At 69.7% G+C, this 24,670-nt stretch carries 27 protein-coding genes; 6 read left to right on the plus strand and 21 right to left on the minus strand.

Features of this window, described 5'->3' with window-relative positions:
• Positions 1 to 4 precede the first annotated feature (4 nt).
• The 7 genes from VKV26_08595 to VKV26_08625 all read right to left on the minus strand — a co-directional run bounded on the left by VKV26_08595 (position 5) and on the right by VKV26_08625 (position 5,751).
• Positions 5 to 274 (minus strand): hypothetical protein, encoded by a 270-nt coding sequence (locus VKV26_08595; GenBank protein HLZ69949.1) that lies wholly within the window; start codon positions 272 to 274, stop codon positions 5 to 7.
• Positions 268 to 672: a hypothetical protein gene (locus VKV26_08600; protein HLZ69950.1), complete on the minus strand. Its 405-nt coding sequence runs from the start codon at positions 670 to 672 to the stop codon at positions 268 to 270. Before VKV26_08600 ends, VKV26_08595 begins: the two co-directional genes overlap by 7 nt.
• A gap of 29 nt (positions 673 to 701) precedes the next feature.
• A complete protein-coding gene (locus VKV26_08605) occupies positions 702 to 1,523 on the minus strand; it encodes a heavy metal-binding domain-containing protein (GenBank protein ID HLZ69951.1) in 822 nt (273 codons plus the stop codon).
• A gap of 76 nt (positions 1,524 to 1,599) precedes the next feature.
• Complete coding sequence (locus VKV26_08610) at positions 1,600 to 2,538, minus strand: heavy metal-binding domain-containing protein (protein ID HLZ69952.1); 939 nt, start codon at positions 2,536 to 2,538, stop codon at positions 1,600 to 1,602.
• Between the two features lie 30 nt (positions 2,539 to 2,568).
• Positions 2,569 to 2,988: a hypothetical protein gene (locus VKV26_08615; protein HLZ69953.1), complete on the minus strand. Its 420-nt coding sequence runs from the start codon at positions 2,986 to 2,988 to the stop codon at positions 2,569 to 2,571.
• 166 nt (positions 2,989 to 3,154) lie between these two features.
• Positions 3,155 to 4,513, minus strand: a complete 1,359-nt coding sequence (locus VKV26_08620; GenBank protein HLZ69954.1) for an MBL fold metallo-hydrolase — start codon at positions 4,511 to 4,513, stop codon at positions 3,155 to 3,157.
• The gene (locus VKV26_08625) at positions 4,510 to 5,751 is read right to left on the minus strand and encodes an MFS transporter (protein ID HLZ69955.1); all 1,242 of its coding nucleotides are present in this window, start codon (positions 5,749 to 5,751) and stop codon (positions 4,510 to 4,512) included. Before VKV26_08625 ends, VKV26_08620 begins: the two co-directional genes overlap by 4 nt.
• Before the next feature lie 167 nt (positions 5,752 to 5,918).
• On the opposite strand from VKV26_08625, the gene VKV26_08630 reads away from it, so the two are divergent.
• Positions 5,919 to 6,578: a metalloregulator ArsR/SmtB family transcription factor gene (locus VKV26_08630; protein HLZ69956.1), complete on the plus strand. Its 660-nt coding sequence runs from the start codon at positions 5,919 to 5,921 to the stop codon at positions 6,576 to 6,578.
• A 170-nt stretch (positions 6,579 to 6,748) separates the two neighbouring features.
• Here the strand turns inward: VKV26_08630 and VKV26_08635 are convergent, their stop codons facing one another.
• On the minus strand, positions 6,749 to 8,590 hold the full coding sequence (locus VKV26_08635) for an ABC transporter ATP-binding protein (protein HLZ69957.1): 1,842 nt from the start codon (positions 8,588 to 8,590) through the stop codon (positions 6,749 to 6,751).
• A 276-nt stretch (positions 8,591 to 8,866) separates the two neighbouring features.
• Between VKV26_08635 and VKV26_08640 the strand changes: the two genes are divergently transcribed.
• The gene (locus VKV26_08640) at positions 8,867 to 9,415 is read left to right on the plus strand and encodes a hypothetical protein (GenBank protein HLZ69958.1); all 549 of its coding nucleotides are present in this window, start codon (positions 8,867 to 8,869) and stop codon (positions 9,413 to 9,415) included.
• Between the two features lie 99 nt (positions 9,416 to 9,514).
• Here the strand turns inward: VKV26_08640 and VKV26_08645 are convergent, their stop codons facing one another.
• From VKV26_08645 to VKV26_08655, 3 genes are all read right to left on the minus strand, one after another.
• The gene (locus VKV26_08645) at positions 9,515 to 10,177 is read right to left on the minus strand and encodes an alkylmercury lyase family protein (protein ID HLZ69959.1); all 663 of its coding nucleotides are present in this window, start codon (positions 10,175 to 10,177) and stop codon (positions 9,515 to 9,517) included.
• A 170-nt stretch (positions 10,178 to 10,347) separates the two neighbouring features.
• Positions 10,348 to 11,676 carry a cytochrome P450 gene (locus VKV26_08650; GenBank protein ID HLZ69960.1) on the minus strand — a complete coding sequence of 443 codons (1,329 nt, stop codon included), beginning with the start codon at positions 11,674 to 11,676 and terminating at the stop codon, positions 10,348 to 10,350.
• A gap of 89 nt (positions 11,677 to 11,765) precedes the next feature.
• Positions 11,766 to 11,963: a hypothetical protein gene (locus tag VKV26_08655; GenBank protein ID HLZ69961.1), complete on the minus strand. Its 198-nt coding sequence runs from the start codon at positions 11,961 to 11,963 to the stop codon at positions 11,766 to 11,768.
• Positions 11,964 to 12,135: 172 nt separating this feature from the next.
• Here VKV26_08655 and VKV26_08660 point away from each other — a divergent pair, with 172 nt between their 5' ends.
• On the plus strand, positions 12,136 to 12,375 hold the full coding sequence (locus VKV26_08660; GenBank protein HLZ69962.1) for a hypothetical protein: 240 nt from the start codon (positions 12,136 to 12,138) through the stop codon (positions 12,373 to 12,375).
• A 102-nt stretch (positions 12,376 to 12,477) separates the two neighbouring features.
• On the opposite strand, the gene VKV26_08665 is transcribed toward VKV26_08660, so the two are convergent.
• The 9 genes from VKV26_08665 to tenA form a co-directional block, all read right to left on the minus strand.
• On the minus strand, positions 12,478 to 12,861 hold the full coding sequence (locus VKV26_08665; GenBank protein ID HLZ69963.1) for a MerR family transcriptional regulator: 384 nt from the start codon (positions 12,859 to 12,861) through the stop codon (positions 12,478 to 12,480).
• Positions 12,861 to 13,373, minus strand: coding sequence for a pyridoxamine 5'-phosphate oxidase family protein (locus VKV26_08670; GenBank protein HLZ69964.1), 513 nt, complete (start codon positions 13,371 to 13,373; stop codon positions 12,861 to 12,863). The genes VKV26_08665 and VKV26_08670 overlap by 1 nt, the downstream gene beginning before the upstream one ends.
• Positions 13,374 to 13,383: 10 nt before the next feature.
• Complete coding sequence (locus tag VKV26_08675) at positions 13,384 to 13,641, minus strand: glutaredoxin family protein (GenBank protein ID HLZ69965.1); 258 nt, start codon at positions 13,639 to 13,641, stop codon at positions 13,384 to 13,386.
• 18 nt (positions 13,642 to 13,659) lie between these two features.
• Entirely contained in the window at positions 13,660 to 14,403 is a 744-nt protein-coding gene (locus VKV26_08680; GenBank protein ID HLZ69966.1) for a cytochrome c biogenesis protein CcdA, read from the minus strand.
• Positions 14,400 to 15,020, minus strand: coding sequence for a thioredoxin family protein (locus tag VKV26_08685; protein ID HLZ69967.1), 621 nt, complete (start codon positions 15,018 to 15,020; stop codon positions 14,400 to 14,402). The genes VKV26_08680 and VKV26_08685 overlap by 4 nt, the downstream gene beginning before the upstream one ends.
• Before the next feature lie 45 nt (positions 15,021 to 15,065).
• Positions 15,066 to 16,517 (minus strand): mercury(II) reductase, encoded by a 1,452-nt coding sequence (merA, locus tag VKV26_08690; protein HLZ69968.1) that lies wholly within the window; start codon positions 16,515 to 16,517, stop codon positions 15,066 to 15,068.
• Positions 16,514 to 16,825 (minus strand): hypothetical protein, encoded by a 312-nt coding sequence (locus VKV26_08695; GenBank protein HLZ69969.1) that lies wholly within the window; start codon positions 16,823 to 16,825, stop codon positions 16,514 to 16,516. The genes merA and VKV26_08695 overlap by 4 nt, the downstream gene beginning before the upstream one ends.
• Positions 16,826 to 16,948: 123 nt before the next feature.
• On the minus strand, positions 16,949 to 17,302 hold the full coding sequence (locus tag VKV26_08700) for a metalloregulator ArsR/SmtB family transcription factor (protein HLZ69970.1): 354 nt from the start codon (positions 17,300 to 17,302) through the stop codon (positions 16,949 to 16,951).
• Positions 17,303 to 17,411: 109 nt separating this feature from the next.
• Entirely contained in the window at positions 17,412 to 18,113 is a 702-nt protein-coding gene (gene tenA, locus VKV26_08705) for a thiaminase II (protein HLZ69971.1), read from the minus strand.
• Positions 18,114 to 18,232: 119 nt separating this feature from the next.
• On the opposite strand from tenA, the gene VKV26_08710 reads away from it, so the two are divergent.
• The 3 genes from VKV26_08710 to VKV26_08720 all read left to right on the plus strand — a co-directional run bounded on the left by VKV26_08710 (position 18,233) and on the right by VKV26_08720 (position 23,042).
• Positions 18,233 to 19,108: a crotonase/enoyl-CoA hydratase family protein gene (locus VKV26_08710; protein ID HLZ69972.1), complete on the plus strand. Its 876-nt coding sequence runs from the start codon at positions 18,233 to 18,235 to the stop codon at positions 19,106 to 19,108.
• A gap of 298 nt (positions 19,109 to 19,406) precedes the next feature.
• Positions 19,407 to 22,379, plus strand: coding sequence for an AAA family ATPase (locus VKV26_08715; GenBank protein HLZ69973.1), 2,973 nt, complete (start codon positions 19,407 to 19,409; stop codon positions 22,377 to 22,379).
• 165 nt (positions 22,380 to 22,544) lie between these two features.
• Positions 22,545 to 23,042: a DUF3224 domain-containing protein gene (locus tag VKV26_08720; protein HLZ69974.1), complete on the plus strand. Its 498-nt coding sequence runs from the start codon at positions 22,545 to 22,547 to the stop codon at positions 23,040 to 23,042.
• Positions 23,043 to 23,131: 89 nt separating this feature from the next.
• Here the strand turns inward: VKV26_08720 and VKV26_08725 are convergent, their stop codons facing one another.
• Positions 23,132 to 24,190 carry a D-2-hydroxyacid dehydrogenase gene (locus tag VKV26_08725; protein HLZ69975.1) on the minus strand — a complete coding sequence of 353 codons (1,059 nt, stop codon included), beginning with the start codon at positions 24,188 to 24,190 and terminating at the stop codon, positions 23,132 to 23,134.
• Positions 24,191 to 24,670 lie beyond the last annotated feature (480 nt).

The following is a 24,670-nucleotide window of genomic DNA, read 5'->3' on the forward strand; positions in this document are numbered from 1 at the left end:
GCTCTCAGCCGATGCGGGTCAGCAGGCGCGTGTCGCGGTCGAAGTGAATCTGGCGGAAGCCGTCCAAGAACTGGAGGCCGAGCATGCCGGCGAAACCGAGCAAAGCCGGCCCTCGGCTTGCCCGGGCGATCAGCGGCGGCGCCTGCTGGCCATCCATCTGTACGCCCCGCAGCTGGTACAGTTCCGATGAAATCTCGTCAAGATAGCCAAAAGCGGTGAGTCGGTCACGTAGTTCACGACTGATGACCGACAGCGGCCGGCCGGTGTTCAGCATGAGCTCGAACCGGTACGGCAGTACGTTCCCGATGAGCGTAATATCGGCCCTGCACGGTTTGAGCAGAAAGCCGTTCCGGTGGCGATTCCGGTGGATGGCAAGGCTATTTCCTCCTGATGCCACGGCGGGCGCCCCGAAGGATTGTCGCTTCGATCATGGCGACCCCCTCGGGTCCGGGCGGAAGGTATAGTACCCTGACTGTGGAGGTTCGGCTCTCTGAGCGCCTTCATCGTGGCCTCCTGGATGTCCGCTTCCTTCCGGCCAATGGCAAGGACAATGCCGGCAACCGGCGCGTCCCGCGCGTCGCATTCGGTCACGTCCATCAGGATCCATTTGTTCGTGTAACGCTCGCCGACTTCATCGATCGTCATCGGCTCGGGTACAGACTGCTCGACCACGGCAGTTCTCCTCATGGTTCGCACGGCGGCTACGTGTTCACGCTGAGCACCATCTGCGGCGTCTGGATCTGGTGTTCGGCAGACGTTGCGGTGACGGCGGTGCCAACGGCGAAGAACTCGATCACGTGGCTGCCCCAGCCGTGGCTGTTCTCCGTGATTTGCGTGCCGACGATCCCCTCCGCCTGCACCTCCAGCGCCTCGGCCTGCATGCGCTCCATCGCCAGCTCACGCGCGTCGTAGAGGCCCTGCGTGTAGTTGGTCATCTCGCGGTTCTGGCCCATCTGCTTGATCGCCTGCATCACCCCCTGGTGTGCGACGTGATAGACGCAGTTGCCCATCACCAGCGCCAGCGGACGGTAGCCGGCGCGCAACAGCGTCCAGAAATCCTGGCCGGAGAGATCGGAGGTGAACGGCTTGTTCTGCGCGGTACGGTGGCTCTGGCCGTTCTGCGCGATCACCGCCGTGCCGATCGCCATGAACTCGGCCAGGTGCTCCCCCCAGGCATGGCGCGCCACCTCCAGCCGCACGCCAATCACGCCGTCGGCGCCCAGCGCGTCGGCCTCTTCCTCCATGCGCGCCATCGCCAGCTCGCGCGCCTCGTACATCGCCTGGGTCAACTTCTCCAGCTCCATGTTGGTGGACCAGCGCCCGAACTGGTAGCCGATGTGGTAGATCGAGCTGCCCATCACCAGTCCGACCGGGTCGAAGCCGGCTTCTTTGACCAGCAAAAACTCGTTGACCGAGAGATCGCTGGTGAAGAAGCGGCGGCCCTGAACGGCGCGCGCCGCGTCCAGCCGCTGGCGGGCGGCGTCCGGAATCTGGGGCATACCGGGTTCGTTGCTGGTGGTCATGCGTTCCTCCAGGGCGGAGCTGCGGCGGCCGTTGCCTGCATCGCCAGTTCGTCCTACGCGATGATCGCGGGTGCAATCACTTCGTCTGCAACTCTTCGGCTTCGGTGGCCGAGCGGCGCGCCAGGCCGATCATGTCGAGCACGGGGCGCGGCCGGCCGGAAGCGAACGCCTGACGCGCCGGCGCGATCGCCGTGCCCATGGCGAAGAAATCGACGACCAGCGCCAGGTAGTGCGTGTTGTTGCTCTCGCGCTCGTGCAGGTGCTTCTGCACGTCGATCCTGACGCCGGCCACGCCCGTGGCGCCGGCACGATGCACGTCTGCTTCCAGCCGCTGCATCGCCAGGCGGCGGGCGTCGTAGAGCGTGCGCGTCCACTCGGGCAGCTCCTGGTTGCCGTAGCGCCAGATGCCGCCGGCGACGTAGGGGTATTGATACGGGAAGTTGTAGTAGGCGCAGAAACCCATCGCCAGGCCGAGCGGCAGAAAGCCCGCCTGCATCAGCGTCCAGAAGTCGTCGCCGGAGAGGTCGCTGACGAAGGGCCGCGGCGGGGCCGGCGCCCCACGCAGGCGCACGGCGGTGCCGATCGCCTTGAAGTCGAGCAGGCCGCTCTCGCCCTCATAGCCCTCGGCCGTGAGCCGCACGCCGACCACGCCGTGGGCGCCGAGCGCCGCTGCCTCCTGCTCCATGCGGCCCATCGCCAGCTCGCGGGCGTGCATGTGCGCCTGCGTGACGGTCTGCAGCTCCTGCGCGCCGCCGTACCAGCTCCAGCCGTAGGTCTGCCAGCCGACGTGGTAGACGCTGCTGCCCATCACCACGCCCAGCGGCTCGTAGCCCTCGGCCTCGATCAGCAGCAGCTCGGCGACGGAAAGGTCCGTGGCGAAGAAGCGCCGGCCGCCCGTCTCCTGCTGCAGGCGCCCGCGCGCGGCCATGGGCAACTGCCCGGCGGCCAGCTCTTGCGCGCTCTCCTGCGAGGCGGCCGCGTCTTCCGGCCGCTCGGCGTCGTTCGGCTCTGCCATGCGCGTGCCTGCTCCGATCTCGCGGCGGCGTCAGGCCTCCGGCGGGCGGCCGAGCAGCAGCCGCTCCAGCGCCTCACGCCCGCGCCCGCTGCGTTGCGCCATGCCGGCCAGGTCGCCGGCAAGGCTCTGCAGCCATTCATCGACGCCGAGCTGCTCGGTCTTCAGCGCGATATTGCGCACGACGTTGGTGCGCTCGGCGCGCAGCCGCCCGTGCCCTTCGTCGGCGATGCCGTAGCGCCGCTCGCCCAGGTCCAGGGCGATGCGCTTCACAGAGTGGTCGCGCGAGAAGAGGCCGCCGTGCCGCTCGACCTCGACCTGGCCGGGCAGGGCGCCGTCGAGCCGCACGGCCAGCGCTTGCAAGAAGGCGTGCGTGTCCGCCATGTCCGCCCGCAGCGAGGCGAGCAGCAGGTCGATGTCGCGGTTCTCGTCCGGCGAAAGCTCCTGGGTCATGGGCGGCCGCGCTCCACTGCAGCGGTTGCATCGCTGTGAAGAGCATACCGCAGTGCACGGGCGCACGCCCCGCCACGTAGCCGGCACGGCTGCTACCGCGCCAGACTGGACACGCTCGGGCGATGCTTCCTATCCGAGAACTGGAAGCCGTTGCGGCGAAGCGGTGTTACGCCGCGGACAGGCCGGCAGCGATCCAGCTCCCAATCCCGCCATCGAGGTTCAGCAACGGACCGGCGAACCCCGCCCGTTCCAGCAGCGACACCGCGGTGGCCGCACGTTCGCCGTGGCCGCAGTAGACCACCAGCGGCCGGTCTCGCGGCAATCGGGAGAGCTCGCCGGCGAGTCTGCCGAGCGGCACGTGCAGCGCCTCGGGCAGGTGGCCGGCCGCATACTCGCCCGGCTCCCGCACGTCGAGCGCCAGCGCACCGGCGAGGAGCTGCGCACGAGCGGCAGCGGCCTGCACGAGCGGCGAGCGCCGCAGCGGCAGCCCGGCAGCGGCCCAGGCCGCCATGCCGCCGTCCAGCCAGCCAGCGAAGCGTTCGTAGCCCACCAGCAACGACTCGTCCACCACCCGCTCCAGCGGCACACCGTCCGTCACGAACCGGAGCGGCGTCTCCGCCGGTGTCAACCAGCCCAGCCAGGTGGCGTAGGCATCGCGGAAGGGAATGCTCAGGGCGCCGGGGATGTGGCCGACGTGATATGCCTCTTTGGGGCGCACGTCGACCACCAGCGCGTCACCGCTCGCCGCCGCGAACGTCTCGGGCGAAAGGGGGCGAGGCAGGGGGATCTCTCGCCGCAGGCGCGGACCGGCCTGGTTCACCGCGCGCAGGCGAAAGAAGTACTCCGGCGCCGCCGGGAAGGTCCGCGGAAAGTCGCGCACAAACATCTCGACGTCGGGCACGGCCAGCAGCAGATTCGAGGCTCGCTCCCGGCCCAGCGTCGACGTGCGCTCGGCGCCGGCGCCCGCCGAGCAGAACGAGCCGCCGCCATGCGTCGGCAGGAGCAGCGTCTCGTCCGGGAGCGCCGCAAAGGCGGTCGTGATCGTCGCGTACTGGGCGCGCGTGAGCGCCTCCGTCTGCTCGGGAGCGATCAGGTCGGTGCGGGCCGCGCCGCCGGCCAGCAGCGAGCCGCCGCTGAACAGCAGCGGCGGTCCGGCCGGCCGTCTCAGCAGATGGCTCAGGTGCTCGGGCGTGTGGCCCGGCGAGGCGATCGCCTCGACCTCGACCCCCGCGAGCCGAACGCGCTGGCCCGCTGCCAGCGGCTGGTGCGGGAAGCGGGCCTCGGCGCCATGCGGCACGTATGCCGTGGCGTCCGAGCCCGCCGCCAGCGCCGTCGCTCCGGAGACGAAGTCGGCGTGCAGGTGCGTTTCGAACGCGGCGACGATGCGCCGGCCGCGGGCTTCGGCAGCAGCGACGTAGCGGGCGATGGCACGATCGGGGTCGATCACCATCGCCTCACCGTCGCCTACCTCAACCAGGTAGGAACTATTGCCCAGGCCTTCGTGCACGAAGGGTGTGACATTCATGTGGAGACCTCCATCTGAGCGACGCTGACACGTCGCGACGGTTGCTCGAGGGCGCCGGCGCTGACCAGGCCAGAGAACACGGTCAAGAGCGCGATGACGTAAATCGCGGGCGTGAAGCCGAAGGCATCGACCAGGGCGCCGGCGAGCACCGCACCCGCCAGCGCTCCGGCATCCCGCCAGAAGCGATAGACGCCGAGCGAGGTCGCGCGGGCGTGCGGGTGAACGGCGTCGCCGATCGCCGCCAGCAGGGTCGGGTACACCATCGCCGTTCCAACGCCGAGCAGGACAACGCCGGCCAGCCAGCCGGCAAAGTCCGCGCTGAGACCCACGAGCGCGATCGCGACCCCTTGCAGCAGCATCCCGCCGACAATGAGCGGCTTGCGACCCACCAGGTCGCTCGCCCAGCCGGTGCCCAGCTGCAGCCCGCCCCACAGCAGGGGATAGGCCGCTGCGAGCACGGCGATCCCCTCGATCGACAGCCCGTGGCTGGCGAAGAAGAGCGGGAAGATGCCCCAGGCGAGCCCGTCGTTGAGGTTGTTGACGAAGCCGGCCTGGCTGACGCCGAACAAGTGGCGCCGGCGCCAGGTCGTCTCCGCGAAACACTGCCGCAGCGACGGCGCCGGCCCACGCTCGGCGTGCCCGGCAGCCTCGGCCACGACAAACGGCGTCGTGTCTCGCACGCACAGCACACTGAGGGCGAGACCGCCGGCAGCAAAGGCGATGCCGAGATAGAACGGCGCGGGGCGCAGGCCGGCGTGCTCGGCGATCACACCGCTCAGGAAGGCGGCGCCGGCCACGGCAAGATAGCCGGCCGCCTCGTTGAAGCCCAGCGCCAGCCCACGCCGGCGTGGGCCCACGAGGTCGATCTTCATGTTGACCGTCATCGACCAGGCGAGGCCCTGGTTGAGGCCGAGCAGGACGTTGGCCGCGATCACCCACGACCAGCTCGGCGCCCAGATGATGACGAACGGCACCGGCAAGCCGCAGAGCCAGCCGGCGATCAGCAGGCTCCGCCGGCTGAAGCGGGCCGAGAGCCGGCCGGCGAAAAGGTTCGCCAGGGCCTTGGCCAGCGCAAAGGCGGCGATGAAGGAGACGGCGACGGTACTGGAGCCGACGCCGAAGTCGTGCCTGGCCAGCGCCGGCAGGATCGTGCGTTCCAGCCCAACCATGCCGCCGACGAAGGTGTTGATCGCCACGAGTAGGGCGAACTGCCGCCAGTTGGCCCGCAGGCCCAACACCGGAGCGGATCCGCGAGCGTGGCGGAGGACGGGAACGGTGCAATCCATACTCGACCCTTGCCTGCAACAGGTTCGCTCTGGGGTCGAGCATCGCATAAGCAATTCAAGTAGTCCAGTCATTAATTGAATACTGGAGTAAAGCGCGCCCCGGAGCGTATGCTGGGGCCATGAACCACCGCCCCTTTAAGAACCGCCTCTATCCCCAGTTCGCCCGCGTGGGCGGCGCCCTGGCCAGCGAGAAGCGGCTGGAGCTGCTGGACTTACTCGCCCAGGCTCCGCGGCACGTCGAAGCGCTCGCCGCCGAGACCGAGATGTCGGTTGCGAACGTCTCGCAGCACCTGCAGGTGCTGCGCAACGCCCGCCTCGTCGAGGCCGAGCGGGACGGCAACCGGGTGCTCTACCGCCTCGCCAGCGAGGATGTCTTGCGTCTCTGGCTGATGCTGCGGACCGTGGCGGAGCGACAGTTCGCCGAGGTTCAAGCCATCGCACACGAGTACGCCGTGGATGGCGCCGACGCCCAGCCGTACGCCCGTGACAGGGTGGAACAGCTCGCCGCACAGGGCGAGGTGTTGCTGCTCGATGTGCGCCCGCCCGTCGAATATGCGCACGGCCACCTGCCGGGCGCGCTCTCCGTTCCCATCGATGACCTGCCGCGGCGACTGCAGGAGTTGCCGCGGGACCGGCCCATCGTGGCCTACTGCCGGGGCGCGTACTGCCTGTTTGCCGACGAAGCCGTGGCGCTGCTGCGGCGCCACGGCTACGAGGCCTTCCGCCTTGAGGGCGGCTGGCCGGAGTGGCAGGCGGAGCAGCGTCCGGTCGCCCGCTAGTTCAAGCCGCGGCCGGTGACTGCATTACGAATACGCCAGCACGCGCTGAAGACTCACCGTGCCTGCGCACAGGTCGCGCGGGCCGAGCAGGTCGTCCGGGCTGGCCAGACTCAAGGGATTGCAGAATGGATAGTATCGCCAGCAGTCCATCGCCCCTCGGCTGAGGCCGGTTACACTGCCACGCCGGCGAGTTTGCGCTTTGTCGCCGGCTCGCCCAGAAACTGGCGGCGGTAGAGGTCCGCGTACACGCCGTCCTGCGCCAGCAGCTCGTGGTGACTGCCGCGCTCAACGATCCGGCCGTGGTCGAAGACGAGGATGAGATCGGCCGCGAGCACCGTGGAGAGCCGGTGGGCGATCACAAACGCCGTTCTCCCGGCGAAGAGCGGCCGCAGCGCCGCCTGGATAAGCTGCTCCGATACCGTATCCAGGTTCGAGGTCGCCTCATCGAGGATGACCAGCCGTGGGTTCTTGAGGATCACCCGCGCAATCGCCAGCCGCTGTTTCTCGCCGCCGCTGAGGCGAAGCCCCCGTTCGCCCACGAGCGTGTCGTAGCCCTCCGGCAGCGACGCGATGAAGTCGTGGATCTGGGCGGCACGCGTCGCCGCTTCCAGCTCAGCCTGGGCGGCGTCGGGGCGGGCGTAGAGCAGGTTATCGCGCACGCTGGCGTGGAACAGGAACGTATCCTGAAAGACGATGCCAAGCTGCCGGCTCAGCGATTCCACCGTCATGGCGCGCAGGTCCACGCCATCGAGCAGGATGCGGCCATGCTGCGGGTCGTAGAAGCGGGCGAGCAGGTACGTGGCCGTCGTTTTGCCGGCGCCGCTCGGGCCGACGAGCGCAACGAGCTGACCCGATTCCACCTGGAAAGACACGCCGGCGACGGCCGGTTGCACAGTTCCGGGGTAGGCAAAGGTTACACCCTCGAAGGTCACCCGACCCTGCACGTGCGCCACGGTTCGGGCCTCCGGCTGGTCGCTGACCTCGGGCGGCAGGTCGAGCACGGCAAACAGACGTTGAAAAAGCGCCAGCGAGCCGGTGATGTTGACGTACGTGTTGCCGAGTGACCCCGCCGCACCGGCCAGCCGGCCGGCGAGGATCGTGATCACGCTGACCACGGTGCCGACGCTGGCCTGGCCGTGCAGCACCAGGTAGCCGCCGAACAGGAGCAAGAGCCCCGGCCCCAGGGTGATAAGCACGGTGCCCATCAGCTGAAACCAGCGCCCAATCATCGTTTGCCGCACTTCGAGCCGCCGCAGCTCGGCGTTGAGCACGCGGAAGCGGGCGTGCTCGGCGCGTTCTTTGGTGAAGGCCTTGACCAGCAGCATGCCCGAGATGCCGAGCACCTCCTGCAGGTAGGCGCTCATCTCGCCGAGCTGCTCCTGGGTGCGCCGGCGAGCCCGGTACGTCGCCTGGCCCACATAGCGGCTTGGGATCAGGATGAGCGGCATGAGTACGAAGGCCGCCAGCGTCAGCTGCCAGCTCAAGATCAACATCAAGACGAGCGTGGTCACGACGGTCGCGACGTTGCTGACCAGGCCGAAGACCGTCTCGGCGACGGCGTCCTGGATGCCGCCCACGTCGTTGTTCATGCGCGACAACAGGTCGCCGGAGCGGGTACTGGTGTAAAAGCCGACCGACTGGCCGAGCAGGTGACTGAAGAGTTGCTCGCGCAGGTCGAACATGATGCCCTGGCTGATCGTCGCCGTCAGGTACTCCTGCAGCACGCCCACCAGGCCGCCGAGCAGCGTTGCCCCGACCCCGGCGCCGACCAGCAGCGCCAGCGGCCGCAGGCCCGCGTCCGGATGGGCCAGATAGTCAATCAGACCCTTGGTGACCAGTGCGGGCGCCAACCCCAGCCCGGCCCCGGCGCCGATGCAGCCGAACACGATGAGGGCGCGCCGCCAGTACGGGCGGAAGTAGGCAAAGACGCGCCGGAGCAGGCACAGGCTGAGCGGCGCCTGCTCGCCCCAGTCCGTCGCCATGCTCGGTCCGACACAGAAACGCGGCGGCATGCGCGGCTCCTTGCGTCAGGCGCGTGTGTACGTCGCTGTACTCACGACGGCAATGGCCACCTCGATTGTAGCGCCCTGCCTGGGACGCTTGCCCGGTGCGAACCCGCCAGGAGCGGACACAACCCGCGCGTTCGCACGCTGCCCTCCCTCTTTCTTCGCAAGATATTCGATGTCGTTCACCTCATCACATCCGTGTATGAGGGTGTATGATGCTCCGACCGACGAGCGTTGCCGAAACGCGATCGTAACCGGGCAGCGGCAGGAAGGAGCAGCCTCATGCGGTACCGGCTCATGGTCCTGGCAGTCGTTCTAGCGCTCGGTGGCGCCCTCGCCCGCGCGCCCGTTCGGGCAGACAGTGGGGCAGCGACTTATCACTACCTGCTCGGAGCGGGGCTCATCTGTGCCCTTGGCCCCAGCGTCTGTCCCGATGTCGCCATGGCATCCAATGGCGACACTATTGCTCTGAGCGGTCAGGGCACGCTCAGTATTCATCCCAAGACGGCCTCCGGCGGCGGCACCTTCGTCCATATGCACGGCAGCACCGTGCTCGGCAAAGGCACCTGGACGGCGACTGACCTCCTCAGCTTCGACGCGACCGGCTCCGACCCCAGTCTCGGCCTGCCGCCGAGCTTCAGCGGCGGGCAGGCTATTCTCCGTGTCCACCTTGTTGGGGCGTCAGGCGAGCAGTTCGATGGCATCCTGACTCAGGACTGCGATCTCGGCACCAACCCACCCGGTCACGCGGAGGGAGTTCGGTTAGTCGTCCAGGGGGCGCTCAACTTCAATGACAAGGTCAGCGGCGGGACGCTCTTCATTAAGCAGTAAGCAGTAAGCAGCAAGCAGTAAGCCGTGAGCGCATCCCTGTGCAGCGCGCGACGGCAGCCAGCGGCAGAGCTGGAAGTAGTTCCAGCCCTGCCGTCGCTCTCATGACATCACGAGGCCGTCCGGGTCTTCGAAGACGCGCCGGCCAAACGCTACGGCGTCGTCCAGCGCGAGGATCTGGCCATCCAGCTCCGGATGAGCCCGTAGGTACTCGTCTGCCGCCTCCGCCGAGCGGAAGAAGTTGATGAACGGGCAGCGGCATGCGGCCGCCGTGCCCTCACCGCCGCTGCTGCCGGCAAAGACGATCACGCTCGGCGGGTCCGCGGCCGCGCGCCCGGTCACTGGATCGATCTGGACCTGCAACGGCTCGTTCGTGGCCGCGTCGCGCGACGTAATCGCCGCCGCCCGCTGCACCATGTATGGGATGCCGAGGGCGTCGATGGCGCACATCGCGAAGACGGTCGCCCGGCCCAGGATCGCCACCCGGTGTTCAGTCGGCACAGCGGAAAATGGGTAGGCGCCGAGGATCGCTCCGTCGGCGGCAGCGGTCACCAGCATGTCATGCCGGACCAGTTCGGCCAGCGCCGTATCCAGGCCCACGCCAGCCGCGTCGGCTACGCTGCGCAGCTCGGCCGGCGCCGGCGGCTGTCCGCGCTCGAGAAACCCGTGCAGGATTGCGCGCAGTACGCCCAGTTCACCGTCGCCGAGGCCCGCGCCTTTGACTCTCCACCAGCGGTTCGGTATGTTTTTGGACTCCAGCGTCATGGTCTCTCCCTGACCCACAGCGTGCTGCCGCATCCTGGGTATTCCTCGCCCGATGTTGCTATCCGCCGACGCAGCATTGTGCCGGCGCGATCCCCGGCCAGCGCCAGGCGCTGGCCGGGGAGATGGTCGCTGGCCTGCCGATCAGATGACAACCGGCAGCTCGGATCGCCTCAGCTTGCCCGGGAATCGGCGGGGCGCACGGCACGGAAGCCGATGGGCAGCGCCTGCAGGGCGCGAAAGACGTCGCACAGGTAGGCCGGCGGGTCGGCCTCCAGTGCCGGGTCGACCAATCGGCGAGCCAGCGTTTCGAACACGATCTCGCCTTGCAGGCGAGCCAGCGGGCCGCCCAGGCAGGCATGGATGCCCGTGCCGAAGGCGAGGTGCCGGTTATCGCCGCGGGTAATGTCGAAGCGATCGGGCTCGCTGAACTGGGCCGGATCGCGGTCGGCGGCGGCCAGCCAGAGCAGGATCGTCGTCCCCGCATCGATGCGGTAGCCGCCGATCTCGAGGTCGTCCAGGGCGATGCGCCGCGTGAACTGGAACGGCGCATCGTAGCGCATCACCTCGTCGACCGTGGCCGACGCAAGCGCGGCGTTCTGCCGCAGCGCGGCGAGCTGGTCGGGGTAGCGCAGCAGGGCGAGCACGCCGTTGCCGAGCAGGTTCACCGTGGTCTCGTAGCCGCCGATGAAGAGCAAGCGCAGCGTCGCGTTGATCTCCTCGTGGCTGAGCCGTTCACCCTGCTCCTCGGCAGCGATCAGCGCGGATACGAGATCCGATCCGGGCCGCCGGCGCCGCTGCGCGATCATGCCGTCGAAGTACTGGCTGAGCTGTTGCTGGATGCGGTTGGCTTCGACCTGTGTGGCGCTCGTCTCGCCGTCGCCGTTCTTCACCGCAAACACGCTGGCAGGCTCGAACGTGCAGCATAGCTGGGCACGCTGCAACGACTCGACGATCTCCCCGTCTTCCGCGGGAATACCGGTCAGCCGCGAGATGATGGCGATCGGCAGAGGATAGGCGAGCGCGTCGACCAGCTCGATCCAGCCCTCGCCGGCCGCCGTGTCGAGGGCGGCGTCCACAAAGGCCTGGATGTCCGGCCGCAGCGCCTCGATCCGCTGCGGTGTGAACGCCCTGGTCACCAGCCGGCGCAAGCGGGTGTGGTCCGGCGGGTCGCGATGCAGGAAGGAGCGCTCGTCCATCTGTGAGAGGTATTGCGGCGCAAGCCGCTGCTGCGCGACCTGCTCCCGGTGCGCCCGCGCGTTGCGGTCGTCCGCGCTGACCCGCGGGTGGCGCAGCACCGCCTCGACGTCGGCGTAGCGGAGCAGGTTCACCGCGCCGAACATCTGCGACACCGGCCACGCCTGCCTCCAGCGGGCATACGTCGGGTAGGGGTCCGGCGCGGAGGAAAAGCCGTCCAACTCGGCTATGAGATCGGGCGCGACCTCGTCCAGGGCGGGCGGCGAGCCAGCGATCGTCTGGGCAGTAGTCATCTGGGTAGTCATGGTAGCTCCTCAAGCCAGGTAGATAGCGTCACCTGTGGCTACTCTTGGGGCTCGCGGCGGGACTCGCCGCGGCGCCGGATGTCGGCCGGTCAGCGGCGCAGCCAGCCGAGCTCTGTCAGCACCCGCTGGCGCAGCTCGAAGTCTTCCTCCACGGAGTTGAGCTGCCCCTCGGGGTGTTCAGCGAGCCAGCCCGCGGCGACCTCGCGCGAGCTGACGAAGCTGCCGAGGCTGCAGATCTCGGCCCGCACGTCGGCGACCCGCTGCTCGGGGCGCACCTCGGACACCACCGCGGGGCGGATCGACCCGCCGGACCGACTCCGGCGTCAGCTCGGCACGGATGGGTCGCCCTGTGACCGGGCAGGTCGACTCGGCCACACCGTCGGTGCTCAGCAGCGCTGAGAAGGTCAGGATATCTGAGGCGCACCAGCCGTAGACGGTGCGGCCGTCGAACATGAAGCGATGCGGCGTCGGCCGCAACGTGAGCCCGAACCCCACGATCCTGCCCGCGCCGTCCCACTCGACGCTCGGCTGCCGTGCGAGCTGCGCTCGCACTTCGCCGACCGTCCAGCCGCCGGCTTCGGCAAGCTGCTCGACGGTCACCGGCTCGCCGGCTGCCAGCAGACGCACCAGCGGCGGTATCAGCTTGAACTCGTCGTACTGACCGATCACGGCTACGCCGCGCCGCACCTGTTCCTCTAGCTTCATGACCTCGACCTCCTCCCGTGCACCGTTGAACTGCCTGCCAGCGATGAAGCTGGTTTGTGCACGGTCTGAGTGTCGAGCCTCCCCCTTGGGGGAGAGTCAAGCGGTGTACTGCCGGATGGTCGCATCGACGCTCGCCATGCTCTGCCGCAGGCGGGCGCGCTTGGCCTCAAGCTGCGCGGCCTGCTCGTCGAGGCGCGCCATCGCCCGGGCCAACGCCTGCGGGAGCAACTCGGAAAGGTTCGCACTGCTGCACTGAGCGCTGGCGATCGCTTGCATCTCGCGCAGCGTCAGCCCGGCCGCCTGCATGGCGCGAATGCACTGGACGCAGGCCACGGCCTCATGCGGAAAGAGCCGGTAGTTTGCCTCGCTGCGGCCGGCGACAAGGAGCAACCTGCGCTCGTCGTACAGTCGCAGGGCCTTGACCGAGACACCGGTTTGCCGCGCCAGGTCCCCGATGTGCAGCCGTGCTCGTCGCGACATCACCGAACTCCCCGTCCCGCTTCGTGCGCTCCATCGCGGTCAGCCAGCGCGCTGGGCAAGCGGCGTTCGAAGTCGAGCACGCCCACCCAGGTGGGGTGGATGGTGATGCGCGTCATGCCCAGGCCCATCCCGCGCACCTGCTCGACCCAGCCGGTGCCCTGCTCCGCGCCGAGGTAGCGCTGCGCCGCCGCCGCATATTCGGGCGTCACCTCGTCGAGGTGCTCGACCGCCGCCGTCCCCCGGACGGAGAGGACCTTGTAGGGCGGCTCGGCGCTGTCGATCGTCAGCGCCACCCGCGGGTGCTGCGCCAGCGCCTTGAGCTTCGGCGCCCGGGGCGGCGTGCCGAGCACAAACACCGAGCCCGTCCAGTGGAACCAGATCGGCACCACCCGCGGCGTGCCGTCCAACGCCGCATAGGCCAGGCGGGCCGGGATCGTGGACCGGAGCAACGACTGGGCGACTGGATCCTGCAGCAGGGCGAGGTCTCCCTGGGGGATGGGTATGGTATCCATCGAAGCCTCTCTACGGGGTGCATTCTGCGGCGGCCGCCCGTGATGCGAGCAGCTCGGCCAGGCGCTTCGGCTGAAACCCCGCGACCGGTGTGCCGGCGATGACCGTCAGCGGCGTCGTCAGGTAGCCATAGGTCAGAAACTCGGCCATCGCCGCCGGGTCCGTGTCGATCTCTCTGGGGGTGAAGGCGACGCCGTGCTCGCGCAGGTAGCGTTCCACGGGGGCGCAGGCGGCGCAGTGGCGTTGGCGGTAGAGCAGTACGGCCGTCATCGGAACCTCTGCAATCGCTCAGGCGAGCACGCGCCCGAGGCTGAACCAGACGTACAGGAGATAGACCCCGGCGGCGACCAGCAGCGCCGCCCCGGTCTGCTCCACGTACGGCAGGGCGTGTCGCAGCCGGTTGGTGACGGCGCCTTGCGCAAGCGCCGCACCCACACTGACGACCATGAGCACCAGCCCCATGCCAAGCGCATAGTTGAGGAACTGGACGAGCGCATTGATGAAGCTGTGAGCGCTGACGGCAGTACCCACGACGATGATGAAGACGGGCAGCGTGCAGCCCAGCGAGGCGACCGCGTAGGCGATGCCGAAGCGGAACACGCCGCGCGGGCTGCGGGATCGTGTCAGCCGCACCCGTTCGGCCAGGCCGAGCGACACCCGCCGCCGGGTCAGCAACAGGCTCACCCCCAGGACAATGAGCAACGCGCCGATGACGAGGCTGGCGTAGGGGAAGAGCCGCACGAGCGCATGGCCGTCGAGCGAGATCACCAGGCCGAGCGGACCGAAGACGGCAAGGAAGCCGATGGTTGCGATCAGGCCCAGCTGCACCGCCCGCAGGCTGCGGGCCGCAGCCGTCGTGCGCTGTGCGGCGTCCTCGGTGCTGACGTAGTAGGTCGCGTAGGCCGGCAGCATCAGAAAGCCGCAGGGGTTGACCGAGGCGAGCATGCCGGCGCCAAAGGCGTAGGCCAGCGGCAATCCGACGAGCCAGCCGCTGACGGCGCTTTGATAGGCCGCGGGGTCGAGCGGGTTCACCGCGGCACCCCGGCCGCCGCGAGCGTCTCTTTGAGCTGGCTCAGCGAACGTGAGCCGATCGTGCGCGAGACCTCCTTGCCGCCGGCGATGACGATCGTCGTGTCGAGGCTGTTCACGTGGTAGGCCGAGGATACCTGGCTGCCCTGGTCGAGCGCCCAGAGATTGGCGGGGCTGAACGCCGCTTTCCAGAAGTGTTCCAGGCCGATCAGGTTGTCGCCGAGGTCAATATCCAGGATGACGAAGTTGACCTGCTGCCCCATCTCGCCCTGGAGCTGGGCGATCGCGCGGGCCTCGGGCACGCAGCTCACGCACCAGGAGGCCATGAAGAACACCACGGTCGGCTTCTCGGTGTGCTGCGAGAGCACGAAGCGCTGCCCGCCCACAAACGGCGCCGCGGACACGGCGAAGTCGGGCACGCTCAGCGCCGGGCCGCTCGCACGTCCTGGCGGCGAGCCGGCTGCTGCGCTTACCGCATGGCTGGAGCGCCCGCCCCGGTTGGTGGCGTAGCCCAGGACCAGCACGCCGAGCACCACCAGGATTCCCACGGCGGTGAGGCCGAGAGTGAGCCTGCGCCGTGACGCGCGGATAGTTGGAGGTCGATGGGAGATGGACGACATGGCCTGCTCCAGCGGGATGCAACCGCGGTGCCGCGCGTGAACCGGCTACTCGGCGCAGCAAGAGAGCCGCGCGGGGTCTTTGTAGCGCGAGATGGCGACGATCTTGAGCGCCTCGGCCATCGTCGGGTAGACATGCACGAGGTCGATGAAGTCGTCGAGCGAAGCGTGGAAGCGCAGGGCCATCGCCGCTTCGTGGATAACCTCGCCGGCAGCGACGCCGACCATCGAGACGCCTAAAACCTCGTAGGTGTCGGCGTCGGCGACCATCTTGATCAGGCCGCGCGTGTCGCGGATGGCGCCGGCGCGGGGGACAAGCTCCATGGGTACCGTGTTGCACCAGCAGGGATGGCCGGCCGCGATCGCCTGCGCCTCGGTCAGGCCGACGCTGGCGATCGGCGGGTCGGTGAAGATCGCGCGGGGGATCACGCGGTGATCGACGCGCCGGCGTTGACCAGCGCCGGCGAAGGCGTTGTGCGCGGCGATGCCGCCGTCGTGGGCGCCGACCGGCGTCGCCATCTGACTGCCGGTCTCCCGGCCGACCACGTCGCCGGCAGCGAAGATCTGCGGCACGCTCGTTTGCAGGTACTCGTCGACGCGGACGGCGCCGTGCTCGTCGAGGGCAACCCCCGCCTGCTCCAGGCCGATGTTGTCGGTATTCGGTTGCCGGCCGGCGGCGAGCAAGAGGCGCTCGGCGTGCAGCACGCGTTCTCGCCCATAGACCTGGACGTGCACCGAGACGCCGCCCTCCGTTGGCTCGGTCGCCTGGACCCGCGCGTTGGTGAGCACCGTCAGCCCTTCGTCGCGCAGAATGTCGGTGATAGCCGGGCCGACCTCGGGCTCGTAGCCGTGCGCGAGCAGTTGCCTGCTGCGTTCGACGATGGTGACCGCCGTGCCGAAGCGGGCAAACATCTGCCCGAGCTCCAGCGCGATGTAGCCGCCGCCGATGATCACCAGCGATGCGGGCAGCTCGGTGAGTTCCATGCCCTCGTCGCTGGTCAGGAGGTCGCTGGTCAGGAAGGGCGTCTGAGCCAGGCCCGGAATATCCGGGGTGACCGGATGCGAGCCGGTGGCGATCACGAAGCGCTCCCCGCTGAGCACCCGGTCTGCGACGGCCACGGTGCGGTCAGAAATGAAGCGGGCTTCACCGGCGACAATCTCAATGCGTTTCTCGGGGCCGATGATGCTTTCGTACTTCTTGCCCCGGTAGTCGTGGATGATCTGGTCTTTCTGGGCGATCAGGGCGCGAAAGTCGAGGGGCAGGCGCGCGCCGGCGAGGCCCGGGTAGCGTGGATTGGCGGCATCGTACACGAGCCTGGACGCCTCGATCAGGTTCTTCGACGGCAGGCAGCCGCGGTTGACGCAGGTGCCGCCGATCGTGCGCTGCTCGGTCATCACCACGCTCTTGCCCCGCTCGGCCGCGCGCAGCGCCGCGGCGAAGGCGGTCGAGCCGGAGCCAAGGATCACCAGGTCGAAGTGGCTGTGTTGAGTCGCTGTCATCGGGCCACTTCGCTGACGGGCTCTTCGGCTGGCTCCTGCGGCCCGGTCATCGACGGCAAAGCAGCGATCGGCAAGCAGCAGGCAGCGTTGCGGCGTGCGCGGCTCCGAAGGAACAGATACACGCTCACGCTCAGGCCGCCACCCATGAGCAGGATGGCGCCGGCGACGAGCACACCGCCCAGAACTCCCCCGGTCGCCGAGGCGAGCACTGCTCCCAGGGCGATGAAGGCCGGCAGCAGCAGACAAGGGATACAGGCCAAAGCCGGCAACGCCCAAAACCACCAGCCCGTGCTGCGGGTACGGCGCATGCCGGTCTTCCTTCGCCGTGCGTGCTCAGTCGGCTTTGCATCACTCATATCTATTTATGAGTATACGATACGCACAACGGAGCGTCTGTCAAGCGCTCGCTGGCCGGGCCCGCGTGATCGCGCTTACAGCGCGTCCTCGTTACTGAGGCGGAAGCAGCTCGCGACCTCGCCGGCGTGGTCGGCCAGCAGCGCCTGTGCCAGCTTCGTCAGCTCGCGCACGCGCGGGTCGTCGATGCGGTAGTACACGTACTTACCCTCGCGCCGGGTGGTGACGAAGCCGCACCAGCGCAGGCAGCCCAGGTGCGTGGAAACACGCCCCTGCTGCAGTCCGAGGAGCTGCACCAGCTCGCTGACGTTCTTCTCGCCGTCGAGGATCAGCTCCACGATGCGCAGGCGGGTCGGATCGGCCAGCACCTGGAAGAGGCGGCTGGTCAGCTCCGTGCGCAGCATGGGCCCGGCTGGTGTCGTGACGGCCACGGGTGTTTTTCCTCAATTCGCTCAGATCGCGCTCAGCGCCATACCCATCATGGCACACGATTGCACGCGCAGCACGCAGGCCGCGCCGCGAACAGCGGCGCACGCGGGCTCAGACCGGCCAGCCGGCCTGCCTGTAGGCCGCGTCCCAGAACATGAACTCGTAGCGCGAGCTGTGCAGAAAGTGCCGCGCCATGCGGCCGCGCTCCGCCGCGCCGGCCTCTGCGCCCAGCCGGTCCACCAGCGCCCGCAGCCACTCCGCCAGCGCCCCGAACTCCGGCGAGGCGTAGGCCGCGATCCATTCGCCGTACGGCTCGTGGCGCGGTTGCGGCGCGGTACGATCGAGCGCCTGGCCGATCTCCGCGTAGCCCCATTGGCAGGGCAGGAGCGCCGCGGCCAGTTCGCCCAGCGTGCCGGCCTGCGCCGCGTGCAGCAGGTGGCGCGTGTAGGCGTGCGTCGTGGCCGAGGGCTCGGCCGCCTCCAGTTCGGCCTCGCCGATGCCGAACTTCGCCGCGTAGGCGCGGTGCAGCGCCATCTCCGTGTGCAGCGTCTCGTGCAGCAGGCCGGCGAAGCGGCCCATCGTCTCCAGTTCGTGCGACTTGGCCGCGCCCAGCGCCAGCACGCGGCAGAACTCCACCAAAAAGAGGTAGTCCTGCACCATGTAGTAGCGGAATGCCACCAGCGGCAGGCTGCCGTCCGCCATGCCCTGCACGAAGGGATGCGCGTGCACCCGCTGCCAGAGCGGCGCCGCCTGCGCCCGCAGCTCGTCTGAAAAGCGCGAATTGCGCTCACCCTCACTCGCGTCCTCTGCCATCGCCACGCCTCTCCTGCACCGCGCCCGATCGTAGCAGCCGTCACGTGCGCGGGCACGCGCCTCGTGTCGGCAATCTGCCACAATGCGGGCGCTGCACGCAGCCTCAGAAAGGCGTTGCCATGCCAGACGAACAGCCCGTCCTCTACGAAGAGCGCGACACGCTCGCGTTCATCACCCTCAACCGGCCGGAGAAGCTGAACACGCTGAACGAGGCGGTGATCCAGGGCCTTGCCGATGCGATCGACGCCGCGACGGCCTCGCGCGAGGTGCGGGCGATCGTGCTGCGCGGCGCCGGGCGGGCCTTCACCGCCGGCTACGACCTCAACCCGCGCGAGCGCATCCCGCGCCGGCCGCTCTACGACGCGCCCTCGCCGGAGGCACGGCCGGGCGCCTGGGACCCGGTGCGCGACTTGCAGTTCATGGGCCACAACATGCGCCGCTTCATGAAGCTATGGGAGTGTCCCAAGCCGGTGATCGCCCAACTCCACGGCTACGCGCTGGGCGGCGGCACCGACCTGGTGCTTTGCGCCGACCAGATCTTCATGGCGGAAGACGCCTTCATCGGCTACCCGCCCTCGCGCGTCTACGGCACGCCCACGTCGATGCTCTGGGTCTACCGGCTGGGACTGGAGCACGCCAAGCAGTTCTTACTCTCCGGCGACGCAATCGACGCGGCCACGGCCTACCGCATCGGCCTCGTCTCGCGCGTCCTGCCGCTGGAGCGGCTGGCCGAGGAGACGGAGCGCCACGCCCGCCGCTTCCAGCACATTCCCGCCAATCAGCTCGCCTTGAACAAGCTCCTGATCAACCAGGCGTTCGAGAACATGGGCCTGCGCACCACGCAACTGCTCGGCACCTTCTTCGACGGCGTCACCCGCCACACGGAAGAGGCGCTGCGCTGGCGCGAGAGCTTTGGCGAGATCGGCTTCCGCGAGACGATCCGCCGCCGCGACGCGCCCTTCGCCGACTACGGCGAGCGAGGGAACAGGGAATAGGGAATAGAGGGCGTAGGATCGCGCGGCGCGCACGTTTCGCGGCGCGGCCGCAAGCCATGGCCTGGGAACGCTCGCCTCCCGTTCCCTATTTCCTATTTCCTCGTTCCTATCTCCTTCTTCCTCGCTCAGAGCACCGGGAGGAGTGCGCGAATTGTCGCGGCCGCGACGTTGATCGACATGGGCGAGGGTCGCTGGGCGCGGGGTGCGCCGGTGCTCGCCGGTTGGACAGATGCCGATCGAATGCGGGGACTCTGTCGCGGGCGTATACTGCGCTGCACGCGGTGTGGCGTGGTCCGATATGCCTGGACCCCGGCGGCAGGCGCCGTTTGTCGGGCGGCAGCAGGAGCTGGCGGCGCTGCGTGCCTGTCTGGCCGAGGCGCATGCCGGCCGCGGAGGCGTTACGCTGCTGGCCGGCGAGCCCGGCATTGGCAAGACGCGCCTGCTCACGGAACTTGCCGGCCATGCGCGTGCCGCCGGCACGGTAGTTCTCACCGGCCACGCCTACGACGGCGAAGGGCTGCCGCCCTATCTGCCCTTCATCGAGGCGCTGCGCGGTTATGTACGCGCCTGCGACCCCGGCGCCGTGCCCGCGTTGCCGCGCGAGGGGCTGGCGCAACTGGCACTGCTGCTGCCGGAGCTGCACGATCGCTCCCCCGACTTACCCGCCGGCCGCATGGAGTCGCCGGAGCTGGACCGCTACCGCCTGTTCGAGGCGGTGGCGGACCTGCTGGCGGCGGCGGCGCGGGCGGCGGCGGGCGGGCTGCTGCTCCTGCTCGAGGATGTGCACTGGGCCGACGCCGCCTCGCTCGCCTTGCTGCAACACGTCGTGCGTCGCCTGCCGGAGCTGCCGCTGCTGCTGGCGGCGAGTTACCGCACCGTGGCGCCGCGGCCGGGCCAGCCGCTGCAGGGCGTGCTGGCCGACCTGGCCCGCCAGCCGAACGTGGAGCGGCTGCACCTGCGCCCGTTGCCGCCGGCGGCGACGGGCGAGCTGATCGCGGCGCTCATCGGTACGCCGGCCGCGGCGCCGGTGGCCGGCCGCGTCCACGCTGAGACCGAGGGCAACCCCTTCTTCGTCACCGAGATGATCCGCAACCTGCAAGAAGAGGGGATCGACCTCGCCGCCGCGGATGCAGCGGCGGCCGGCTGGGCCGTGCCGGAGGGGGTGCGCCAGGTGATCGGCAGCCGCCTCGCGCGCCTGGGGGAGGCGGGCAACGCGCTGTTGCAGGCGGCGGCGATCCTGGGCGACGTCTTCCCCTTCGATCTGCTGGCCGCGGTGCGCGACGCGACGCCCGCGGAATTGGCGGGCGCTTTGGAGGACACGGTGGCCGCCGGGCTGCTGCGCGAGCAGCCCGAACCGGATAGGGGCTACGCGTTCGCGCACGCGTTGATCCGGCAGACCGTGCTTGCGGAGACCGCCCTGCCGCGGCGGCAGCAACTCCACCTGCGCGCGGCTGAGACGATTGAACGGCGCTATCCCGAGGCGGCTGCGCAGCGCGCGGCGGAGCTGGCGCGGCACTATCATCTCGCCGGAAGGGGCGCCGACGCCGGTAGAACGGCGAGTTATGCACGGTTGGCCGCGGCGGCCGCGACCCGCACCTTCGCCTGGGCCGCCGCCGCCGAGCAGTGGCAGATCGTGCTTGAGCTGCTTCCGCCCGAAGCGATCGAGCAACGCGCCCGGTTGCTGCTGGCGCTGGGGGAGGCGCAGGCGCGAGCGGGCGCATTGCAGGCCTCATGGGAGACCCTTCAACAAGCGGCGGAGCTGGCGCTGGCGGCGGAGTTGCCGGAGGTGGTGGCGGAAGCGGCCCTGAGCCGCGCCCGCTATCCCGGCACAGGCATGGTCGGCCATGAGCTGCTGGAGACGGCGCTGCGCCTCTTGCCGGCACACGACAGCAGCCTGCGTGTCAGGCTGCTCAGCCGGGTCGCGCAATCGCTGCAAACCACGATCTCGCGGCAGGAGCGCCGGCGGGCGCTGCTGGACGAGGCGCTGGCGATGGCGCGGCGCCTCGGCGATCCGGCAACGATGCTGGCGGCGTCGCTGGCCTGGATCGTGCCGCAGCCCTCGTCACCGCGATGGCGTACCACGGTGATGGAGCTGCTGGAGTTGAACGAGGCGGCCGGCGAGCGCCAGTGGACGGCCCTCGGCTTCCTCTGGAAGCAGCAACTGTTGGTGCGGTTGGGTGATCGCGTCGAGGCGCGGCGAGCGCTGGCCTTCGACCAGACGCAGGCGGAGCAGCTGCGCGAGCCGATCTATCAGTACAACGTGGCGCTGGTCACGGCGATGTGGGCGATGCTGGAAGGGCACTTCAGCGATGCGTACGGCCTGCTCGCGGAGGCCCTCGCCCTGGGAGAGCGGGCGCGGCAGCCGCTGGCGTGGTTCTGGCACGACCTGCAACGCGCGGCGCTGCTCTGCGATCAGGAGCGCGAGGCGGAGCTGCTGGCGCAGACCGAGGCGGAGCTGATCGCCCGCGCCCGGCGAGATCCATGGGCGTCGCACTGGCGCGCCCGGCTGGCCTGGCTGTACGCCAGGGCGGGGCGGCTGTCCGACGCGCACCGCGAGCTGGACGGCCTGGCGGTCAACGACTTCGGCGAGATTCCCGGCCCCGCCGGCTGGAACTGGCTGCTCTGCCTGGCGCTGTTGCCGGAAGTCTGCGTGGCCCTGGGCGATACCCGCCGCGCCCTGCCGCTTTACCACTATCTTGAAACCTACGCCGGCCACTGCATCGTCATCGGTCCGAATACTTGTATCTGCTTCGGCGCGGCGGACCGTTATCGGGGCATGCTCGCCGCCCTGCTCGGCAGGAAGGACGATGCGCTGGCGCACTACGCCGCCGCCGTGGCGCTGAATCGCGGTCTCGGCGCCCGTGTGCAGCTCGCCCACAGCCTGCGCGAATACGCCGTGCTGCTGCGCGCCGCCGGCGGCGAGGATGCGTCGAGCGGGGCCCGTGCCGAACTGGAAGAAGCGCTGGCGCTGTACGAAGCGCTGGGCCTCGCACGGGCTGCGACGGCGACGCGGGCGCTGCTGGCGGCGGAGCCGGGGGCCGCGCGCGGCCGCGCCGCCTACCCCGGCGGTCTCTCCGCGCGCGAAGTCGAGGTGCTGCGCCTGATCGCCTCCGGCAGCACCAACCGGGAGATCGTCGGGGCGCTGACCATCGCCGAGGGCACGGTCGAGCGGCACATCAGCAACCTCTACGCCAAGATCGGCGCCCGCAACCGCGCCGAGGCCACGAGCTACGCGCACGCCCACGGCCTCGCGGCTCTGCCGCCTCGGTAACCACTGCAGGTTCTCCGGTATTCGCTTCCTCCGACACCGCCGCCGCTCGTGCGCGGAAATACAGGGCTTCCGTGATGGCAGCTCGGGCGCCGCGCGGCACGATGCCGGCATGACGCCGGTACGCCCGCCCCCGCGGCGGCCGGCATGCATGAAAGGAAGCCTGTCATGACCTCGCAGTATCCGCGCCGCCGCCTATTGCTGCTCAGCCTGGCGCTAGCCACCGCCCTGGGCCCCGGCGTCGCCGGCTCGGCGCGGGCCGACCAACCCACGGCCGCCGGCACGTGGAGCCTGCTCTTTCGCACACGGACGCTGATCGGAACAGCCGACGGCAACCAGTTCTTCGACGTGGTCGAGTCGCCGGCCTACGTCGGCGGCCTGACCGGCATCGCTGTCGATACCTACAGGCTGGTCGTGCATGCCGACGGCTCATTGAACGCGCAGGGCATCGAAACCTGCGCCGGCTGCACGATCGGCGGCCGCACGGGCGACTACACGGCGACCTTTTCGTTCTCCGCCGCGGGCAGCCGCCTGAACTCGCGCCTGACGTTCCAGAGCGGCAGCGGCGGGCTGGCCGGTTTGCACGGCGGCGGCAGCTTCCAGGTGACGCACACGACGCCGGTCGTCGGCGGCACCTACGCCTACGACGACCACTTCGCGTCGTAAGCCGGCCGGGCAGCCGGCACACGGATCGCACAAGCTGCCAGATGCGGAGATACCCCGCCGGCTCCGCATCTGGCAGCGCCGGCCACGCCTCAGTAGCCCCGCTCCCACTCGATCGCGTTGACCAGCGGACGGCCGGCCAGGTAGGCGCGCAGGTTGTCGCAGAAGAGGTCGACGGGACGCGACTGCGGAGCATCGCTGCCCCCGGAGATGTGCGGCGTGATCAAGACCCGCGGGTCGTCCCACAGGCGCCGGTCCGGCGGCCCGCTGAACTCGCCGACGTAGACGTCGAGCGCCGCGCCGCGGAGCTTCCCCTCAGCGAGTGCGGCGATCAGCGCCTCCTCGTCGATGATCTCCCCGCGCGCCACGTTGACGAGGATCGCGCCGGGCTTCATGGCCGCAAACGCGGCCGCGCCGATCAGGTTGGTCGTCTCCTGCGTCCACTGGCAGCACACCACCACCGCGTCGCTCTCCGCGAGCAACTCCAGCAGGCGGCCAGCCGGCTCCAACCGGCTGAATCCCGCCGGCAGCGCTTCGCCCGGCGTCACGCTGCGCCGCGTGCCCACCACCCGCATGCCGGCAGCCGCGCACAGCCGCCCCACCGCCTGGCCAATCCCGCCTGCGCCCACGATGCAGACCGTTTTGTCCTGGAGCAGCAGCGGCGCGTAGCTGCGGGGCGCGAACTCGTGCCGCACCTGGTCGAGATGGGCCTGCGCAAGGCCCCGGGCGAAGTGCAGCAGGCTGCCGAGCGCGTACTCCGCGTAGGGCTGGCGCGTGTCGGCCTGGCCGCGGGAGGTGGTCACGACCACGTCGCTGCCCCAGAGGTCGGTGCGCAGCAGGTTGCTCGCCCCTGCCGGCGTCTGGTGCACCCAGCGCAGCCGCGGCGAGCGCGCCCGCAGATCCAGCGGCACGGGGAAGCTCACAAGGATGACCTCCGCCGTGGCGAGCAGCCGGTCGCGCGCGTCTCGGGAGTTGGCCGGATGCTCAGCGCGGCCATGCCCGCGGTCGTGCCAGGCCGGCGAGCCCGCGCGCGCCTCGCCGTCGAACCAGCCGCGCGCATCGATCGCGGCGACGTCCGCAGCCACCCCGGCGATCTGGTTCAACGCCGCGTCCGAGACCGCGGCGATCACGACAACATTGGTCGGCGCCATCCTCACCTCCCGGCTCTGCCCGCCGCACTCGCGTGGCGCCCGGCCGCGCGGCGGTCACGCGGGCCGGCCGCGGCCGCCTCAGTATACGAGGGCAAACACGGGAGGAAGCAGGACCGCGCCCGCCGCCGATCTGCCGGGGCGGCATGCAGCCGGCGCCGCCGGCGAAGAGGTCGCCGCCCGCTTCCACCGAGAAGCGCGCGAACGATCGCAGCTCGCGCGCGGCGAGGTCGATCGCCAGCCCCTTGGCCACGGCGCCGAGGTCGAGCAGCAGCGGCCGGCGCAGCCTGATCGTGCCGGCTGCCGCGTTCAACTCCACGTCGCGGTAGCTCGCGCGGGGCATCGTCTTCCGCTTCCCCGGGCACCGTGACGCTGCCGGAGATGGATTCGCGGTTGAAGCCGCGGGCTTCTTGCCGCCGGCCGATCGTCGGGTCGAAGGCGCCGCGCGTCTGTCGAGCGACGCGCCCGGGCCTTCATCTCGTT

It is taken from the genome of Dehalococcoidia bacterium (assembly GCA_035310145.1).
Classification (GTDB): domain Bacteria; phylum Chloroflexota; class Dehalococcoidia; order CAUJGQ01; family CAUJGQ01; genus CALFMN01.